This window comes from Streptomyces sp. S186 (assembly GCF_051603415.1).
GTDB lineage: Bacteria > Actinomycetota > Actinomycetes > Streptomycetales > Streptomycetaceae > Streptomyces.
The window spans coordinates 6,091,819-6,107,560 of the sequence record NZ_CP193932.1 but is presented as its reverse complement, the minus strand read 5'-3'; the positions used below and the strand labels follow the sequence as shown (position 1 = coordinate 6,107,560).

General features: G+C 74.8%; 12 protein-coding genes. 6 read left to right on the top strand and 6 right to left on the bottom strand.

Going from position 1 to position 15,742, the window contains the following annotated elements; genetic code table 11:
* Positions 1–5: 5 nt before the first annotated feature.
* The 3 genes from ACRAS8_RS26285 to rsmH all read right to left on the bottom strand — a co-directional run bounded on the left by ACRAS8_RS26285 (position 6) and on the right by rsmH (position 3,721).
* Positions 6–1,976, bottom strand: coding sequence for a peptidoglycan D,D-transpeptidase FtsI family protein (locus ACRAS8_RS26285; protein ID WP_438488472.1), 1,971 nt, complete (start codon positions 1,974–1,976; stop codon positions 6–8).
* A 111-nt stretch (positions 1,977–2,087) separates the two neighbouring features.
* On the bottom strand, positions 2,088–2,765 hold the full coding sequence (locus tag ACRAS8_RS26280) for a septum formation initiator family protein (protein WP_438488471.1): 678 nt from the start codon (positions 2,763–2,765) through the stop codon (positions 2,088–2,090).
* Entirely contained in the window at positions 2,762–3,721 is a 960-nt protein-coding gene (gene rsmH / locus ACRAS8_RS26275; protein WP_438488470.1) for a 16S rRNA (cytosine(1402)-N(4))-methyltransferase RsmH, read from the bottom strand. The genes ACRAS8_RS26280 and rsmH overlap by 4 nt, the downstream gene beginning before the upstream one ends.
* A 413-nt stretch (positions 3,722–4,134) precedes the next feature.
* Here rsmH and ACRAS8_RS26270 point away from each other — a divergent pair, with 413 nt between their 5' ends.
* The 4 genes from ACRAS8_RS26270 to ACRAS8_RS26255 all read left to right on the top strand — a co-directional run bounded on the left by ACRAS8_RS26270 (position 4,135) and on the right by ACRAS8_RS26255 (position 9,797).
* On the top strand, positions 4,135–4,695 hold the full coding sequence (locus ACRAS8_RS26270; protein WP_438488469.1) for a beta-class carbonic anhydrase: 561 nt from the start codon (positions 4,135–4,137) through the stop codon (positions 4,693–4,695).
* A 253-nt stretch (positions 4,696–4,948) separates the two neighbouring features.
* A complete protein-coding gene (locus ACRAS8_RS26265; protein WP_438488468.1) occupies positions 4,949–5,974 on the top strand; it encodes an AAA family ATPase in 1,026 nt (341 codons plus the stop codon).
* Positions 5,974–7,368: a DUF58 domain-containing protein gene (locus ACRAS8_RS26260; RefSeq protein WP_438488467.1), complete on the top strand. Its 1,395-nt coding sequence runs from the start codon at positions 5,974–5,976 to the stop codon at positions 7,366–7,368. The genes ACRAS8_RS26265 and ACRAS8_RS26260 overlap by 1 nt, the downstream gene beginning before the upstream one ends.
* Positions 7,365–9,797: a transglutaminaseTgpA domain-containing protein gene (locus ACRAS8_RS26255; protein WP_438488466.1), complete on the top strand. Its 2,433-nt coding sequence runs from the start codon at positions 7,365–7,367 to the stop codon at positions 9,795–9,797. The genes ACRAS8_RS26260 and ACRAS8_RS26255 overlap by 4 nt, the downstream gene beginning before the upstream one ends.
* 341 nt (positions 9,798–10,138) lie before the next feature.
* On the opposite strand, the gene ACRAS8_RS26250 is transcribed toward ACRAS8_RS26255, so the two are convergent.
* The 3 genes from ACRAS8_RS26250 to ACRAS8_RS26240 all read right to left on the bottom strand — a co-directional run bounded on the left by ACRAS8_RS26250 (position 10,139) and on the right by ACRAS8_RS26240 (position 12,330).
* A complete protein-coding gene (locus tag ACRAS8_RS26250) occupies positions 10,139–10,543 on the bottom strand; it encodes a DUF3040 domain-containing protein (protein ID WP_438488465.1) in 405 nt (134 codons plus the stop codon).
* A gap of 431 nt (positions 10,544–10,974) precedes the next feature.
* The gene (locus ACRAS8_RS26245; protein ID WP_438488464.1) at positions 10,975–11,730 is read right to left on the bottom strand and encodes a methyltransferase; all 756 of its coding nucleotides are present in this window, start codon (positions 11,728–11,730) and stop codon (positions 10,975–10,977) included.
* A gap of 105 nt (positions 11,731–11,835) precedes the next feature.
* Complete coding sequence (locus ACRAS8_RS26240) at positions 11,836–12,330, bottom strand: SAV_6107 family HEPN domain-containing protein (protein ID WP_438488463.1); 495 nt, start codon at positions 12,328–12,330, stop codon at positions 11,836–11,838.
* A gap of 264 nt (positions 12,331–12,594) precedes the next feature.
* Between ACRAS8_RS26240 and ACRAS8_RS26235 the strand changes: the two genes are divergently transcribed.
* Both ACRAS8_RS26235 and ACRAS8_RS26230 read left to right on the top strand, forming a co-directional pair.
* Entirely contained in the window at positions 12,595–14,802 is a 2,208-nt protein-coding gene (locus tag ACRAS8_RS26235) for a YhgE/Pip family protein (RefSeq protein ID WP_438488462.1), read from the top strand.
* Positions 14,803–14,837: 35 nt separating this feature from the next.
* On the top strand, positions 14,838–15,452 hold the full coding sequence (locus ACRAS8_RS26230) for a TetR/AcrR family transcriptional regulator (protein ID WP_438488461.1): 615 nt from the start codon (positions 14,838–14,840) through the stop codon (positions 15,450–15,452).
* The last annotated feature ends 290 nt before the right edge of the window (positions 15,453–15,742 follow it).

Here is a 15,742-nt window from a genome sequence, read left to right as displayed (position 1 = left end):
CGATTTCATTCGCCTGGCTTGAAGGTGACCGGCAGCCGCGGCGGCTCGGCGCCGGTCGGGGGGACCTGGAGGGTCTTCAGTGCGAACGCCATGACCTGCTGGAAGATCGGGCCGCAGACCTGGCCTCCGAAATAGCTGCCCCGCTTGGGGTTCTGTACGGCGCAGTAGACGGTGACGCGGGGCTGGTCGGCGGGCGCGAATCCGGCGAAGGAGGCGGTGTAGCCGTGGTAGCGGCCGGTCTTCGGGTCCACCCGGTTGGACGTGCCGGTCTTGCCGCCGACCCGGTACCCGTCGATCTTCGCCTTGGCGCCGGTGCCCTCCTCGTCGTCGACCACCGACTCCAGCATGGCGGAGAGGGTGGTGGCGGTCTTCGGGCTCACCACCCGGCTCCGGGCGGGCGCGGGGACCGGGGTGTAGCGGCCGTCCGGCCCGGTGGTGCCGCGCACGAGGGTGGGGGCGATCCGCTCGCCGCCGTTGGCGATGGTGGAGTAGACGGAGGCGGCCTGGACGGCGTTGAGGGAGAGGCCCTGGCCGAACGGGATGGTGTACTGCTGCGAGGTGTTCCAGTTCTGCGGCTTGGCCAGGATGCCGTCGGTCTCGCCCGGGAAGTTGAGTCCGGTCGGCCGGCCGATGCCGAATTTCCGCAGGTAGGAGTAGAGGACCTGGTTGGCCTGGGGCTGGGTGGTGCCCAGCTGGCCGGTGGCCAGGATGGTGCCGATGTTGCTGGACTTGGCGAGTACGCCGTTGAGCGTGAGGTTCCAGGTGGCGTGGTCGACGTCGTCCGCGAAGAGCCGGTCGCCGCGGTGCAGCCGGTTGGGCACGGTGACCCGGGTGTACGGGGTCGCGGCGCCCTCCTCCAGGACGGCCGCCATCGACATCAGCTTGCTGGTGGAGCCGGGCTCGTAGGCGTCGGTGAGGGCGGGGTTGCCGAGCGTGTCGGGGCCGGCCTTGGAGAGGTCGTTGGGGTCGAAGCCGGGGGCGTTGGCCAGGGCCAGGATCTGGCCGGTGCGGGTGTCCTGGACGACGACGTAGCCGCGGTCGGCGTCGGACTTCTCCACCTGGCGCGAGATGGCCTGCTGGGCCGCCCACTGGATGTCGCGGTCGATCGTCAGCTGGACGTCGGTGCCGGGGACGGCGGGGTGCTCTTGGGTGTCGGCGGTGGGGACCCGTCGGCCGCCGGACTGGGCGTAGACCAGCTTGCCGTCCTTGCCGGCCAGCTGCTTGTCGAGCTGGGCCTCCAGGCCGCCGGCGCCCTTGCCCGCGCCGTTGACGAAGCCGAGGAGGCCGGCCGCGAGGTCGCCGCCCGGATAGACCCGCTTGCTGTGCTTGTCGGCGAAGATCCCGACCAGGACGTTGGGGCGGGGGGCGCGCTTGGGGGCGGCGGCCGCCCTGGCGTCCAGCTCCTTGCGCAGGTCCTTGATCCGCTTCCAGACCTGGGGGGTGCGCTGGCGGGCGAGCAGGACGTAGCGCGAGGCGGGCTGGTCGAGCTTGGCGGCGAGGGTCTTCTCGGACTCGCCGAGGATCGGCGCGAGCAGCGCGGCGGCCTGCCGCGGGGCGTCCTTGATCTTGGTCCGGGCGGGCGCCAGCAGGCTCGGGTCGGCGGTGATGTCGTACGCGTCCACGGTGGTGGCCAGTGCCACGCCGTTGCGATCGGTGATCGCACCGCGCTCGGCGGCCAGTTTGACCGGGACGTAGCGGTTCTCGTTGGCCCTGGCCGCGTAGGCCGCGGCGTCCACGGCCTGCACCTGCACGAGCCGGAAGACGAACGCCAGCATCACCAGCGTCAGCGCCAGGGCCACCAGCCGCAGCCGGGGGCGCGGGCTGACCGGCCGCAGCGTGCCCCCGGCCGGCCGGGGGCGGCCCGCGGCGGGGCGGCGGGCGGCGGGCGTCCGGGGCGCGCCGGAGCGGCCGGCGGACGGGCGGCCGCCGGTCCGGGCGGGGCGCGGAACGCGACGGGGTTCCCTGGGCTCGGTCATACCGCGGTCTCCGGGTCGGGCACGGGGGTGGCGGGGAGCGGCGCGGCGCCGTGCGCCCCGGGGGCCGGGGCGGCGGGACCGCGGCAGCGACGGGCGGCGGGCGTCACGCGGTCACCTGCCGGAGGCCGACGGGGCGGGCGCGGTCTGGGGCCCGGCCGGCGGCTCGGACAGGCGGACGGCGGCGGACGGGGCGGGCGCGTCGGGTGTGAGGACGGACGCCGGGGCCGCGGGGGTGGCCGGCGGGCCCGCGGGCAGCAGGAGGCCCGGGGCGCTGGGGGCGAGCGGTCCGAACGCGGCGCGGACGGCGGGGGCCGGCGCCGGCAGCACGGACGCCGGCGGGGTCTCCTGGGGCGCCGGCCGCGGCGGCATCGGGCCGAGCGGCAGCGGCGCGGCGGACGCGGCCGACGGGGTGCCGGAGGACGAGACCGGGCCCGGCGCGCCGCGGACGGTGCCGTCCGGCATCAGGAAGGCCGGGTTGCCGCCCGGCACCATGCCCAGTCTGTGGGCCCGCCGCGCCAGCTCGTCGGGCGCGGAGTAGCCGTTGACCTCCTGCTGGAGCTCCTGCTGCTCGTCCGTCAGCTCGCCGGTCCTGCGCTCCAGCCGGCTCAGCTCGAACGAGCCTTGGTTGAGCGCGGAGTTGAGCAGCAGCAGGGTGATCAGCCCGGAGCCCAGGAGCACGACGACGAGCAGGACGAAGGGGGTGCGCGCGGCGGTGCCGCCGCGGGGCGGGGAGGGCAGCAGCGCGGCCAGCCGCTGCCGGCCGCGTGGGCGGCTCCCCTGCCCTGTCACGCGATGTCCTCGCGGATGCGCTCGGCGCCGCGCAGCCGGGCGGGGGCCGCCCGCCGGTTCTCGGCGACCTCCTCCTCCGTGGGCAACTCGGCGCCGCGGGTGAGCAGCTTCAGGCGCGGCTGGTAGCGCTCGGGGACGACCGGCAGGCCGGGCGGCGCGGTGTTGCTCGCGCCGGCCGCAAAGACCTGCTTGACCAGCCGGTCCTCCAGCGAGTGGTAGGAGAGGACGGCGATCCGGCCGCCCACCGCGAGCGCCTTGACGGCGGCCGGGATGGCGCGCTCGACGCAGGCCAGCTCACCGTTGACCTCGATGCGCAGCGCCTGGAAGGTGCGCTTGGCCGGATTGCCGCCGGTGCGCTTGGCGGCCTGCGGCAGCGCGTCGCGGATCAGCTCGACCAGCCGGGCACTGGTGCTGAACGGCTCCTTCTCCCGCTCCCGGACCACCGCCGCGACGATCCGCTTGGCCTGCTTCTCCTCCCCGTAGGAGCGCAGGATGTGGACGAGTTCGCCGGGCGGGTAGGTGTTGAGGACCTCGGCGGCGCTGATGCCGGTCGTCTGGTCCATCCGCATGTCGAGGGGGGCGTCCTGGGCGTAGGCGAAGCCGCGGTCGGCCTCGTCGAGCTGCATGGAGGAGACCCCGAGGTCGAACAGGACGGCCTGGACATGCGGCAGCCCGAGCCGGTCGAGTACCTGGGGCAGCTCGTCGTAGACCGCGTGCACCAGGGTGGCGCGGTCGCCGTAGGGGGCCAGCCGCTCACCGGCGAGCCGGAGCGCGGACGGGTCGCGGTCGAGGGCGACGAGCCGGGCCTCCGGGAACCGTTCGAGCAGCGCCTCGCTGTGCCCGCCGAGGCCGAGGGTGCAGTCGACGACGACCGCGCCGGGCTCGGCGAGCGCGGGGGCGAGCATGTCCAGACAACGCTGGAGCATGACCGGTACGTGGCGAGTGTTGCTGCTCATGCGCCTTCCGATGGTGGGCGGCAGGTGGGTCCCCGGCCGTTGGCTGGGGGATGCCGCACGTACCGCTTGGTCCCCGCCCGCTCTGAAGGGGAAGTGGCCCTCCGGCGACGGGGAAGTGACGTCGGATGACCGGTGGAGCGGGAGGAGGCCGAACCGTACGTACGGTCACGCACGCGAGGGATCCGGGATCCAAGGAGAGCGTCACGCCTCCCACTTCGCGCCACTTTAGTCCACCTGCCGCCCCGGTCAATCAACCGGTTCCGCGCGTCCCCCGCAGGGTGTGCCCGAAGGTTTTCGTGCGGCTTTGCCTGGGGACGTCCCACCCTGTGGATTACCTCACAAGGTGTGATGTTGCCCCCTACGCCCTGCTTTCCGGAGGGGCCGAAAAAGCCCTGAACGTTTACGGTGAATCCATGGCCATACCCGCGTCGCAGCCGCTGCCCCCGTCCGCCGACAGCACGCCCGCCGCCTCCGAGGGCACGGTCACCGACCAACTCGTCGAGGCGAACCGACGGTACGCCGCCGCCTTCACCGACCCGGGCATGGACGCCCGGCCGGTGCGCAAGGTCGCCGTCGTGGCCTGCATGGACGCCCGTATCGACCTGCACGCCGCGCTGGGCCTGGAGCTCGGCGACTGCCACACCATCCGCAACGCCGGCGGCGTGGTGACCGACGACATCATCCGCTCCCTGACGATCAGCCAGCGCGCGCTCGGCACCCGGTCGGTGGTCCTCATCCACCACACCGGATGCGGTCTGCTCGGCCTGACCGAGGACTTCCGGCACGAGCTGGCGGCCGAGGTCGGCCAGCGGCCCACCTGGGCGGTTGAGGCGTTCAAGGACCTCGACGAGGACGTCCGGCAGTCCATGCAGCGGGTGCGCACCTCGCCGTTCCTGCCGCACACCGACGACGTCCGCGGCTTTGTCTTCGACGTGACGACGGGCCTGCTGCGGGAGATCGACCCGCGGCACTGAGCTGGTACGGGACCTGCCGCGCACGGCGGCGGGTCCCGTTCGCTTCTCCTCCCTCGCGCCCGGTTCGCCGGACTTGTCCCGTTGGTCGGACTCGAAGGGTGTGAGTTGTCCACAGGCCATGACGCGGGGCCGCGCGGGCGGCCAGAATGCGTACGTGACATCGCCCCGGCCCGAGCCGGGCGGGATGCGCGCGGGGAGGACCGGGTCCGTCGAGGGGGCGTCGGCCACCCGTCGACGGGCCGAGGAGGGCCGAGTGACGACGTATGACGAACGAGCGAGCCTTGCCGATCTGACCACCACCGCCGGGCGGGTGCACCGGTCCGTGGAGGGCGTGATCGAGGGCAAGCCGGAGGTCGTACGGCTCGCGCTGACCGTCCTGCTGGCAGAGGGGCACCTGCTCATCGAGGACGTGCCCGGCGTCGGCAAGACGATGCTCGCCAAGGCGCTGGCCCGGTCCGTCGACTGCTCGGTGCGGCGCATCCAGTTCACCCCCGACCTGCTGCCGTCCGACATCACCGGCGTCAGCGTCTACGACCAGCAGCGGCAGGACTTCGAGTTCAAGCCCGGCGCGATCTTCGCCCAGATCGTGATCGGCGACGAGATCAACCGCGCCTCCCCCAAGACCCAGTCCGCGCTCCTGGAGTCCATGGAGGAGCACCAGGTCACCATGGACGGCCAGACCTACGACCTCCCCCGCCCCTTCATGGTCGTCGCGACGCAGAACCCGGTAGAGATGGAGGGCACCTACCCGCTCCCGGAGGCGCAGCGGGACCGCTTCATGGCCCGGGTGTCGATCGGCTACCCCAGCCCGGCGGCCGAGCTGCGGATGCTCGACGTGCACGGCGGCACCTCCCCGTTGGACGATCTGCGCCCGGTGGCGCACGCCCACGAGATCGTGCGGCTGACCGAGGCGGTGCGCACCGTCCACGTCGCCGAGGCCGTCCGCCGGTACGCCGTCGACCTCGTCGCGGCCACCCGCAGCCACCCCGATCTGCGGCTCGGCGCCTCCCCGCGGGCCACCCTGCATCTGCTGCGCGCGGCGAAGGCCGCGGCGGCCATGGCCGGGCGGGAGTTCGCGCTCCCGGACGACCTCCAGTCGCTGGCGGTGGCGGTGCTCGCGCACCGTCTGCTGCCCACCGCGCAGGCCCAGTTGAACCGCCGCACGGCCGAGCAGGTGGTGCTGGAGATCGTGCAGCGCACACCGGTGCCCGCCCCCTCCGCCCCGCAGTGGCGGCAGCCCGCCCGCGGCCAGCAGCCGCCCGGCGCCCGGGGGTTGTGATGTCCGGCGGGGGGAGCACCGGGGCGCCCGAGCCGGGCGGGCCGCGCGCCGCGCTGGCGGGGCTGACGACGCGCGGTCGGTCGTTCCTGGCGGCCGGGGTGGCCGCCGCGGCCTGCGCGTATCTCCTGGGGCAGGCGGATCTGCTGCGGGTCGGACTGCTGCTGGCGGTGCTGCCGCTGGTGTGCGTCCTGGTGCTGTACCGCACCCGCTACCGCGTCGCGGGCAGCCGCACGCTCACGCCCGCCCGGGTGCCGGCCGCGGCCGAGGCCCGGGTCCGGCTCCGGGTGGAAAATGTGGCCCGGCTGCCGACCGGCGTGCTGATGCTCCAGGACCGGGTCCCCTACGTCCTCGGGCCCCGCCCGCGCTTCGTCCTGGACCGCGTCGAGCCAGGCGGGCACCGTGAGGTGTCCTACCGCGTCCGCTCCGACCTGCGCGGCCGCTATCCGCTGGGGCCGCTGCAGCTGCGCCTTTCCGACCCGTTCGGGATGTGCGAGCTGACGCGGTCCTTCAGCACGTTCGACACCCTGACGGTGGTGCCCCGCGTCGAGCCGCTGCCGCCGGTCCGGCTGGCCGGCGAGGCCGCCGGGTACGGCGACGGCCACCGGCGTTCGCCCGCGCTGGCCGGCGAGGACGACATCATCCCGCGCGGCTACCGCCACGGCGACGATCTGCGCCGGGTCCACTGGCGCTCCACCGCCCGCCACGGCGAACTGATGGTCCGTCGCGAGGAGCAGCCGCAGAAGGCCCGCTGCACCGTCCTGCTCGACACCCGGGCCGTCGCCCATGAGGGCGCGGGGCCCGACTCGGGCTTCGAGTGGGCGGTGGCCGGCGCCGCGTCGGTCGCCCTGCACCTGCTGGAGCGGGGCTTCTCGGTGCGGCTGCTGACGGACACCGGCCGCGCGGTGCCCGGTCCGGAGGGCGGCGGCTTCGCGGGCGCCGGCGAGGCCGCCGACGCGGGGGGCCTACTGCTGGACGCCCTGGCCGTGGTGGAGCACTCCGCCGAGGAGGGCCTCGCCGCGGCGTACGACGCGCTGCGCGGCGGCACGGAAGGACTGCTGGTCGCCTTCTTCGGCGGTCTGGACGAGGAGCAGGCCGCGCTGGCCGGGCGGATCCGCCGGCGCAGCGCCACCGCGGTCGCCTTCGTCCTGGACACCGACGCCTGGTCCAGGGGGCCGGACGGGATCCGTCTCTCCCGCGACGGGGCACCGGTCGGCGAGCGGGTCCGGATGCTGCGCGACGCCGGCTGGACGGCGCTGCCGGTGGCGCCCGGCGTCGCGCTGGCCGATCTGTGGCGGGCCGCCGACCGGGCGGGGGCGACGCCGGCCGCCACGGCCGGGGCGTCCCCGGGCCGCGGCGGAGACGGCAGACCCGGACGGAGCGGGGGCGCGGCATGAGCGGGCGGGCGCGGCTGGCGCTGTGCGCGATGGTGGCGACGCTGTGCGCCGGGGGCACGCTGCTGCCGCTGGTGGACCCGGTCACCTGGATGTTCCAGGCGGCGCTGCTGCTGGCGCTGGTGACGGGGGTGGGCGCGCTGGCCCGGCGGATCCCGCTGGCCCGGCCGCTGACCGTCGGCGTCCAGGCGCTGGCGGCCGTCCTGCTGCTCACCGTGGTGTTCGCCCGCGGCCAGGCGATCGCCGGACTGCTGCCGGGCCCGGACGCCGTCAGCGCGCTCGCCGACCTGGCGCACGCCGGAGTCCGGGACGTCGGCCGGTACGCCATCCCGGCCCCGGTCACCCCCGGCATCCGGCTGCTGCTGGTCTCCGGGGTGCTGCTGATCGGCCTGGTCGTGGACGCGCTGGCGGTCACCTACCGCAGCGCCGCGCCCGCGGGGCTGCCGCTGCTCGCGCTGTACTCCGTGGCGGCGGGGCTGTCCCAGGGCGGCTCGGGCCGGCTGTGGTTCGTGGTGGCGGCCGTGGGCTATCTGCTGCTCCTGCTCGCCGAGGGCCGCGACCGGCTCACCCAGTGGGGCCGGGTGTTCGGCGGCCCGTCCGCGGGGGCGGGCCGGCCGGGAGAGCGCCGCGGCGGTCCGGTGCCGATCCGCCGGGGCCGCCGGATCGGCGCGCTGGCGCTGGGCGTCGCGCTGCTGGTGCCCGCCGTGCTGCCGTCCCTGGACGGCGGGCTGCTCGGCGCGAACGCCGCCGGCGAGGGCCCGGGCGGCGGGGGTGGCACCATCTCCGCGGTGAACCCCCTGGTCTCGCTCCAGGACAGCCTCAACCAACCGGAGGACCGCGAGGTCCTCAACTACCGCACCACCGCCCTCGACACCCGCGAGATGTATCTGCGGATCGTCGCCCTGGACCAGTTCGACGGCACGGCCTGGAAGCCCTCCGAGCGCACGGTCACCGACGTCCCCGCCGAGCTGCCGCGGCCGCCCGGCCTCAGCCCCGACGTGCCCGTCACCCGGATCAACACCTCCCTGTCCACCGCCCAGTGGTACGCGCAGAACTGGCTGCCGCTCCCGTATCCGGCGGCCAAGGTGGACATCCCCGGCCGCTGGCGGTTCGAGCCCGAGGGCCGCACCCTGGTCGGCGACCGCGGGCAGAACACCCACGGCCTCCAGTACCAGGTCGAGAGCCTCCAGGTGCGGCCCACCGCCCGCCAGCTGGCCTCGGCCCCGCCGCCGCCCGCCGCGCTGCGGCGCGAGTACACCAAGGTGCCGGCCTCGCTCCCCCCGGTCGTCCGCACCACCGCCCGCCAGGTCACCCGCGGCGCCCGCACCGCCTACGACAAGGCGGTCAAGCTCCAGGACTGGTTCGCGCTCTACGGCGGCTTCACCTACAACACCGAGGTCCGGGCGGGCAGCGGCACCGAGGCGATCGCCCGCTTCCTGCACGACAAGGAGGGCTTCTGCGTCCACTTCTCGTTCTCCATGGCGGCGATGGCCCGCACACTGGGCATCCCCGCCCGGGTGGCGGTCGGCTTCACCCCCGGCACCCGGCAGCCCGACGGCACCACGTCGGTCGGCCTGAAGGACGCGCACGCCTGGCCCGAGCTGTACTTCCAGGGCGTCGGCTGGACGCGCTTCGAGCCGACCCCGAGCCGCGGCAGCGTCCCGGACTACGCCTACCCGGACACCTCGCAGACGCCGGGCTCCACCGGCCCGGAGCACACACCGGCACCGTCCGCGGTGCCCTCCACCGGCCCGTCCGCGATCCCGTCCTGCGGCGCCGGCGACCGTCGGGCGGACTCCGGACCGGACTGCGCGGCCGCTCCCCCGGTGCCGACGGCCGGCCCGCCGGGCGGCGGGCCCTCGCCCTGGACGCTCGCGGCCGTCGTCCTCGCCGCGCTCCTGGTCGTGGCGCTGCCCGCGGCGCCGGTGCTGTGGCGGAGCCGGGTCCGCGCCCGCCGGCTGGCGGGCGGCCCGGGCGGTGACGCCGCGGCGGGCACCCTCGCCGCCTGGCAGGAGTTGCTGGACACCGGTTGGGACTTCGGGATCTTCCCGGACGAGTCGCTGACGCCCCGCGCGGCCGCGGCCCGGATCATTCGCATCGGGGAACTGCAACCCGACGCCGCGGCCGCCGCCCGGCGCGTCGCCACGGCGGTCGAACAGGTCCTTTACGCCCCGCGGCCTGCCCCGGCGGCCGGGCTCGCCGCCGACGTCCGGCAGGTGCGGGCCGGGCTGCGCGACGGGGCGCCGCGGGCCCTGCGGCTCCGGGCGCAGTTCGCCCCGCGCTCGGCGGCCCGGCTCCGCCACGCCTGGGCGGCGCGCACGTCGGCCCTGCGCCTGCGCTGCCGCAACAGCCGCCCGGCCACCCTGGCCCGGCACGCGACGGCCGCAGCCGCACTGCGCACGGCGGGGTGGCGACGCGGCGAACGGGCGTAGGCGGGGGCGGGGGCCCGCGGCGTGGGGGCGCGGGATGCAGGGCTCGGGGCGGTGGGGGCCGGCCGGGGCCGCATCACGGAAATCGGAAATCACCTGCGGCGGGCCTCACGAGCCAAGCACGTCAGACGACACGGACGCCGGGCACCCTCACCCCGTACGGCCCGCACCCCGCACGGCACGACAGCCGTAAGTCGATCACCGGGGCCGGCCCCAGCCCCGCAGTCGCCGAGGCGGAAAAGATTGGCCGGATCCATGCCACGGAATCCAACGAGAATCCGAGGAACGGAATCCAAGGAGAAGAACGCGCCGGGCGCCGGAGGCGGGGGCTTCGGAGGCGCCGGTCAGTGGCCCTGCTGCTCGTCGCGGCGGCGCTGCCAGCGGTCCTCGATGCGGTCCATCATCGAACGGCGCGACTTGACCTGCCGGCGGGCCTGCGTCCCGGCCGGGCGCGGCGCACCGCGCTCACCGGGCTTGGGGGCCTTGCGCCAGCCGGTGACGGCCAGGACGGCGCAGCCCAGCATGACGAGGAAGCCGACGATGCTGACCCACCAGATCTGCTGCGCGACCATGCCGGCCATGAGCAGGCCGATACCCACCAGGAAGCCCGCGACCGCTTGGTAGACCCGTCGCCGGGTGTACGTACGCAGCCCGCTTCCCTCAAGCGCTGTCGCGAACTTGGGATCTTCGGCGTACAGCGCTCGCTCCATTTGCTCGAGCATGCGCTGCTCGTGCTCCGAGAGCGGCACGGAGTCCTCCTACTCGTCGGTCGCGGGGGGCGACCGGGTGCGGCCCTTTCAGGATAGGCAGGGAATCGCCCCCGTGAAACCCGCCCCTCTGCGCCACTTCACCGTCCGCACCGCCGCGGCTGCGCGGTGGTGATGCTGGCTGCATTCCCCACCCGCCTGTCCGTCATGCCGGAACGTGGTACCCCGATCATACGGGGCGAAGCGGCTGTTCGGGTGGCCTGTGGCCGACCGCACGCGGTGCTCGCGGGCGTCGCCCGGTCACCTCGACGGCGCTCCCGCGCGGCCCGCCGCCCCCGTCCGTGACGGCCATGGTCCCGGGCGCGCCGGTGCGACGGCACGGACCGGCGCCCCGAGGCGGGGCTCAGGGGCGGTACGGAGCGGTGTGCGGTCGACGGACGGCCGCGCCGGTGACCAACCGGCCGCGCGGCCGGTCAGTCGCGCTCGGCGAGGACGTGCAGCTGGGTGGCGACGGAGTGGAACGCGGGCTGCTCCGCCGCGGCGGTCTCCAGCTTCAGCAGGGCGTCCAGGGCGCCGGGCTCGGTGTCGACCAGGACACCGGGGACCAGGTCGGCGAAGATCCGTACACCGTGTACCGCGCCGACCTGGAGGCCGCTGGCGGTGACCAGGTCGGTGAGCTGCTCGGCGGTGAACCGGCGGGGCACCGGGTCGCCCTCGCCCCAGCGGCCGGCGGGGTCGGTGAGAGCCCGGCGGGCCTCGGTGAAGTGACCCGCCAGGGCGCGGGCGAGGACCGCCCCGCCCAGGCCGGCGGCGAGCAGGCTGAGGGTGCCGGCGGGGCGCAGGGCGCCGACGGCGTTGCCCAGGCCCTCGGCGGGGTCGTCGACGTACTCCAGCACGCCGTGGCAGAGCACCGCGTCGTAGCCGCCGCGCTCGACGACCTGGAAGAGGCCGTGGGCGTCACCCTGGACGCCGCGGATGCGGTCGGCGACCCCGGCCTCGGCGGCCCGGCGCTCCAGGGCGAAGAGGGCGTTGGGGCTGGGGTCGACGACGGTGACGCGGTGGCCGAGGCGGGCCACCGGAACGGCGAAGTTGCCGCTGCCGCCGCCGGTGTCGAGGACATCCAGGGCGTCGCGCCCGGCGGCCTTGACCCGGCGCTCCAGGGCGTCCTTGAGGACGTCCCAGACCACGGCGGTACGAAGGGAGGCGCGCGGGCGCAGCGGGTCAGACACGGTGGGTGGCTCCTCGGCGGGGCAAGAACATCCAGTCGCTCACCACCCTATTCCGTATTCCGCCGGGTGCCGCGCCCGGCCCGCGCGCCGCCGAGGCACGGGCCGTCAGCCGGCCCGCTCGGCCCGCTGCGGCGGCAGCACCGGCTGGGACCGGAGCATCCGCTCGACGAGGCGGAGGAACATCCCGGCGTCCCGCAGGAGGTCGTCGGCGTCGCGGTGGCTCGCCGCGCCGGCTATGCCGGCCTCGGCCCGGGCCCGGCGGTCGGCGCCGGCCGCGAACAGGGCGCTCCACTCGGCGAGTTCGGGAGCGACCTCGGGCAGCACCTCCCAGGCGCTACGGATGGTCTTCCGGCGGCGCGCGGTGGGCTCCGGCCGGCCGCGCACGGCGAGGACCGCGGCCGCGGCGCGCAGCGCGGCCAGATGGGCGGTGGCGAAGCGTTCGTTGGCGGATTGCAGGGTCTCGGCCTCGTCGAGACCGTGCTGGGCCTTGGTGAGCAGGTCGAGGGCGGCGGGCGGTGCGGCCGCCCGGCGCAGGACGGGGTGGACATCGCTCGGGGGACCGTACGCAGCGGAGCTGCCCGCGGCGGGACGAGCTGCCATGACGAACCTCCTTTCGTCGCACGGCGGTTGGGGACCGGCGTGCCGATGCGGACCGTATGCACCCATCGTGCGGCACACCACTGACAATCGGCCCTGGCCTGCGGTTTTGCCGGAAAACGGACATCGGGCGGGGAACCGGAACGGGGTTTCACGGAATTCCGCGGAACCTCTTGCGGAGGGCGGGAGGGCTCCCTACTTTGAACTGACCAGTCAGTGCAGGGAAGCGCCCCGTGTGCGGCGGGCACGACGAGGAGGGGGCGACCGATGCGCTCGCCGAAGCTGGCCGCGCTGGAGCTGAAGCGGTTCGGCAGGGGGAAGCTGCCGCGCGCCGCGCTGGCCGCGCTCCTGCTGCTGCCGCTCCTGTACGGCGCGCTCTACCTGTGCTCCTTCTGGGACCCCTACAGCCGGCTGGACCGGATACCAGTCGCGCTGGTCGACGAGGACCGGGGCGCCGACGTCGGCGGGCAGCACCTCTCCGCGGGCGACGGCCTCGTCGCCGGACTGCGCGACAGCCACACCTTCGACTGGCACCGGGTGGACGCCGAGGAGGCCGGCCGGGGAGTCGAGGACGGCACGTACTTCCTCTCGCTGTCCATTCCAAGGGACTTCAGCCGGCGGATCGCCTCCAGTTCCGGGAACCACCCGGAGACCGCCGCCCTGAAGGTGCGCACCAACGACGCCAACAACTACATCGTCGGCCAGATCTCCCGGACGGTGTTCTCCGAGGTGCGCGCGGCGGCCTCGGCCAAGGCGTCGCGGACCTTCCTCGACAGGATCTTCGTCTCCTTCTCCACCCTGCACGGCAGGACGGAGCAGGCCGCCGACGGCGCGGGCCGGCTCCAGGACGGCATCGGGCAGGCCAGGGACGGCGCCGGCAAACTGGCCGACGGCCTGGGCACCGCCAAGAACGGGAGCGCCCGGCTGGCCGGCGGCCTGGGCGACCTCGACGCCGGCGCCGGGCGGCTCAGCCGGGGCAGCGCCGACCTCGCCCGGGGCGCCGGCACCGCCGCCGGGGGGTCGCGCCAACTGGCCGACGGTTCCGGGCAGGTGGCCCAGGGAACCCAGCAGCTCGCGGACACCGTCAACGGGATCGCCGGCAAGGTGGGACCGTTCGTCCGGGCGCACGGCAAGGAGATCGGCGAGGCCGCGCGACTGGTCGCGGACGGCGCCCAGGCGGTGCGCGACCACCTGGACAAGCTGCCCGCCGCGGCGTCCACGGGCGCCACGCTCTCCCGCGGCATCTCCGACCACCTCGCCGCCTACTACCGGCTGCGCTGCGGCAGCGGCCTCGGCCTGGCGGCCGACTGCGCCGAGCTGAAGCAGCTCACCGAGCAGGCGGACGCGGCCGCGGACACCGCCGAAGAGGTCAGCGGCTACGTCCACGACCAGAAGAACCTCGACCAGCTCGGCCGGGATCTGGACACCCTGCACTCCCTCGCCTCCGAACTGGCCGCGCACGGCCCGACCCTCGGCGCCGACATGGACGCCGCGGTGCGGAAGATCAACGACCTCAACGAGGGCGCGCACAAGGTCTCCGCCGGCGCCCGCAAACTGGCCGCGGGCAACGCCCAGTTGGCGGCCGGAGCGGACCGGCTGGGAAACGGGGCCCGGCAGTTGCACGACGGTACCGGGCGCGCCGCCTCCGGGATGACCGACCTGGACGCCGGCGTCGGCCGCCTCAAGGACGGCGCGCAGACGCTGGACGGCGGGATGTTCAAGCTCTCCGACGGCTCCGCGCGGCTGGCCGGCGGACTGCGCGACGGGGCGCGGCAGATCCCCGACTACGGCAGGAAGGACCGTGACGCGCGCACCCTGGTCATGTCCGACCCGGTGCGGCTGGCGTCCGGTTCGGCCCACAAGGCGCCCAACTACGGCACGGGGTTCGCCCCGTATTTCATCCCGCTGTCCCTGTGGGTGGGCGCGATGGTGGCGTACATGCTGATCCCGCCGCTCAACCGGAGGGCGCTGGCGATGGGCGCGCCCTCCTGGCGGGTGGCGCTGTCCGGTTGGCTGCCGGTGTTCGGCATCGGGGTGCTCCAGACCGCCGCGCTGATGGCCGTGCTGCACTTCGCGCTCGGCCTCCAGATGGCCCGGGCGGTCGGCACGATCGGCTTCCTCGTCCTGGTCACGGGCTGCTTCTCGACGCTCGTGCAGTGGCTGAACGCGAAGTTCGGGCCGGCCGGCCGGATCCTCGTCCTGGCGCTGCTGATGCTCCAGCTGACGTCGGCGGGCGGCACCTACCCGGTGGAGACCAGCCCGGGCTTCTTCGGGGCCATCCACCCCTTCCTGCCGATGAGTTACGTGGTCGAGGGGCTGCGCCGGCTCATCACGGGCGGCGACCTGGCGCCCGTATGGCAGGGCGGTGCGGTGCTGCTCGCCTTCACCCTCGGGGGGCTCGCGCTGACCGCCCTGGCGGCGCGCGGCCGCCAGGTGGTGCGCATGAAGGACCTCCACCCGGAGCTGAGCCTGTGAGCGTGCGCACAGTGATTACCGGCAGAATCGCCCCTATGGACAGCTCCAACACACGCCGCGACGCCACCCGGCGCAAGCTCTTCGAGGCCGCGGTCACGCTCATCGCCGAACAGGGCTTCTCCTCCACCACGGTGGACGAGATCGCCGAGCGGGCGGGGGTCGCGAAGGGCACGGTGTACTACAACTTCGCGAGCAAGAACGTCCTCTTCGAGGAGCTGCTGCGGCACGGCATCGAGTTGCTGGCGACGTCCCTCCAGGCGGCCGCCGAAGAGGTCGCCGACGGGGGCGGCACCCGGGTCGACGCCCTGGACGCGATGATCCGGGCGGGCCTGGACTTCATCGCCCGTTACCCGGCGCTCACCCAGCTCTACGTCGCCGAACTGTGGCGCACCAACCGCGCGTGGCAGTCCACGCTCATGGTGGTGCGGGAGCGGGCCATCACGGTGGTGGAGGACGTGCTGCGGGAGGCCGTGGCCGGCGGGGAGCTGAGCGAGGAGATCGACATCCCGCTGACCGCCTCGGCGCTGTTCGGGATGGTCCTGGTGGCCGCCCTGGACTGGCAGTCGTACCAGCCGGACCGGTCGATCGACGACGTGCACGCGGCACTGTCGCGGCTCCTCCAGGGGCGGGTCACCGGCCGGCGCGCCTAGGAAGCCCCCGCTCCCCGGAGCGCCACACATGCCCTTACGGACATATGAGCCCGTAAGGGAAAATGGGTGCTGCCCTGGCACGGATCGTTCCCCCGACCGATCCGACCAGGGCAGCACCGTCCCCCGTCGTTCCCCCGTACTCCCCCGTCGTTCCCCCGTTCCGTCCGGGAGCCGCGCCGTTCCGCCGCCCCGTGTCGGCGGTGCGGCGCCGCTTCCCTTCCGTGGTCTCCACTCTTCCGTCCCGGCGGGCGCCGGCCCATCCGCGTACCTACTCATCTCGCCGTCTGAGT